Raw genomic sequence first — 2451 nt, forward strand, 5'->3', positions numbered from 1 at the left:
GTAAGCACCCGGTGAAGGCATCCTGGGCCCAAGGTGCGGGCAATCAAGCCGCAGCAGGCGCCCAACGATGCGGTAGAAGCGCGGCGATGTCGTCGGCTCGATGGGTGGGCAATCGATTGAGCACGTCTTTCAGATAGACGTAGGGATCATGGCCGTTGAGCTGCGCGGATCGAATCAAGGTCATGATTGCCGCGGCGCGTTGCCCGGCGCGCAGTGAACCGGCAAACAACCAGTTCGACCGACTGATGGCCCAAGGGCGAATTTGGTTTTCCAGCCAATTGTTGTCAATGGGCACGTGCCCGTCGTCCAGATAACGCGTGAACGCCTCCCAGCGCCTGAGACTGTAGTCGAGCGCCTTGGCGATCGCCGAGCCCTCGGAGACGAGCTTGCGTTGGCTCAGCATCCAATCGTGTAACGCATCGGCAATCGGCCGAGCGCGCTGCTGGCGCACTTCACGTCTGCGATCAGGTGTGAGTTCTGCAACATGACGCTCGACAGCGTAAAGCTCGCCGAAGTATTTCAGCGCCTGTTCAGCGATTTCACTCTTGTTGCTGGCGTGCAGTTCAAAGAACCTGCGTCTTGCATGGGCGACACAGGCGATCTCGGTGATGCCCAACTCGAATCCGGCTTTGTAGCCGCTGTGCTCGTCACATACCAGCTTGCCGCGCCAGTTGCCGAGGAACTTACGAGCATGTTCGCCCGCGCGCGTATCGGCGAACTCGTAGACGACGGCGCGCACGTCGGCGAACTGCGTCGTGGCGTACGCCCATACGTACGCGCGCTGTGTCTTTCCTTTACCGGGAACGAGCATTTGCACCGGCGTCTCGTCGGCGTGCAGCACATCGTGCTGCAGAAGCACTTCGCGAAGCGCGTCGACCAGCGGCTGTAATCGCACGCCGCATACGCCGACCCACTCACCCAGCGTTGACTGGGGAATCGCAAGACCCGCGCGTTCAAAGATGCGTTCTTGACGGTACAACGGCAAGTGATCGCCGTACTTCGCGACCAAGACTTGGGCCAGCAACCCGACGGTGGGAATGCCCTTGTCGATCACGTGCGGTGGCACGGGTGCCTGAATCAGCGTCTCGCATGCCTTGCAGGCCCATTTACCGCGGATGTGCCTCTCGACCGTGAACACGCCCGGCATATAGTCCAGCTTCTCGCTGATGTCCTCGCCGATACGCACCCGCTGGCAACCGCAGGCGCACGTGATGTCGTCGGGTTCATGGTGGATGTCGGTGCGCGGCAAGTGTGCCGGCAACGGCGCACGCTTGGGCTGCTGGCGCTGCTTGTCCTCGGACGGCTTCGACTGCAACTGCTCGAGTTCGATTTCCAGTGCGGCCAGGTCGGCGTCGATGGCCTCGTTGAGCAGGCTCATCTGCTCGGCGTTCAGTTGCTCGCTGCGCTTGCCGAAATGCAGGCGCCTGAGCGTAGCAATCTCGTGCGTGAGCTGGTCGATACGGGTCTGACGGTAGCGCAGTTCCCGCTCGTTCTCGCCGACCTGAGCCATCAACTGCGCAGCCAGCGCGCGCAGTTCGTCGGGGCTCATCGCGTCGAGATTGGCGGGTAGGTTCATGCGGGCAGTCTGCCAGAACCCACCCCGCCGCGGAAGCAAGCCAGTTTACGGCTTTAGGGACATTACACGACCGTAATCGCGTGATCGTGGGCGAGCGTGCGCCAGGGCAGCCCCATCACCAGCGCCTGCAACTGCTCGGGGTTGAGCGCAGTGGCGATCATCAGATCTCCATTCGTCCAGATGAACCGCCCCTTGTTCAAGCGCCGAGCGGCCAGCCAGATACCCAAGCCGTCATAGACGAGCACCTTCATCCGCGTCGAGTTCTTGTTGGCGAACAAGTACGCGTGATGTGGGCGCGCCGCGCCGAAGACCTTGACGACACGCGCGAGGATTGTCTCCGTGCCGGCGCGCATATCCAGCGGTTCGGTCGCCAGCCAAATCGCCTCGATGCGAATCACCGCAGCCAGCCTTGCAGCCACGCGCCGCAGTCGCCGGCGGCCGACAACGGCCAACGCACCGTGATCGTCGTCGCCCCACGGCGCACTTCCACCTCGATTGCGCCGGGCGACGGCGCAGCGCTCGGCGCCGTCGCGAGCTGCAGCGGAACAAATTCCGCGGGCGACACATTGGTTGAATGACTGGCTTGTGTGGCACCTTGCCGCTTGGCTTGCCGGGTGATCCACGTGCGGACCAAATTGGCATTGAGACGGTAGTGCAGCGCCACCGCCGCAATTGACACGTGCGGCTGCATCGCCGCACGCATCACTTCCGCCTTGAACTCTTTGCTATGCCGGCGGCGGCGCACCGGCTGCACCGCGACTTCGGGATTCGCTGCCAGTTCTTCCATCGTGTACACCTGTCCATTAAAGTTGTTAATGGGCACGATGCTCGCGTCAGAACTCCTGCGCTTCAAGGCGCCTTTGCCGGGTGCTTAC

3 protein-coding genes are annotated in these 2451 nt (G+C 62.5%); all 3 read right to left on the bottom strand.

Features of this window, described 5'->3' with window-relative positions; all coding sequences use genetic code 11:
• Positions 1 to 43: 43 nt before the first annotated feature.
• Positions 44 to 1576 (bottom strand): IS66 family transposase, encoded by a 1533-nt coding sequence (tnpC, locus tag C9I57_RS32085; RefSeq protein WP_107154511.1) that lies wholly within the window; start codon positions 1574 to 1576, stop codon positions 44 to 46.
• Positions 1577 to 1638: 62 nt separating this feature from the next.
• A complete protein-coding gene (gene tnpB, locus C9I57_RS32090; protein ID WP_181322036.1) occupies positions 1639 to 1974 on the bottom strand; it encodes an IS66 family insertion sequence element accessory protein TnpB in 336 nt (111 codons plus the stop codon).
• Entirely contained in the window at positions 1971 to 2429 is a 459-nt protein-coding gene (gene tnpA, locus C9I57_RS32095) for an IS66-like element accessory protein TnpA (RefSeq protein WP_258187931.1), read from the bottom strand. The genes tnpB and tnpA overlap by 4 nt, the downstream gene beginning before the upstream one ends.
• Between the last annotated feature and the right edge of the window lie 22 nt (positions 2430 to 2451).

The sequence above is a fragment of the Trinickia symbiotica genome (assembly GCF_003028655.1).
In the GTDB taxonomy this organism is placed as follows: Bacteria; Pseudomonadota; Gammaproteobacteria; order Burkholderiales; family Burkholderiaceae; genus Trinickia; species Trinickia symbiotica_A.

Bases quoted from the DNA above. Each gene is read 5' to 3' on its own strand.
- tnpC (WP_107154511.1), bottom strand. From the start codon at position 1,576: ATGAACCTACCCGCCAATCTCGACGCGATGAGCCCCGACGAACTGCGC.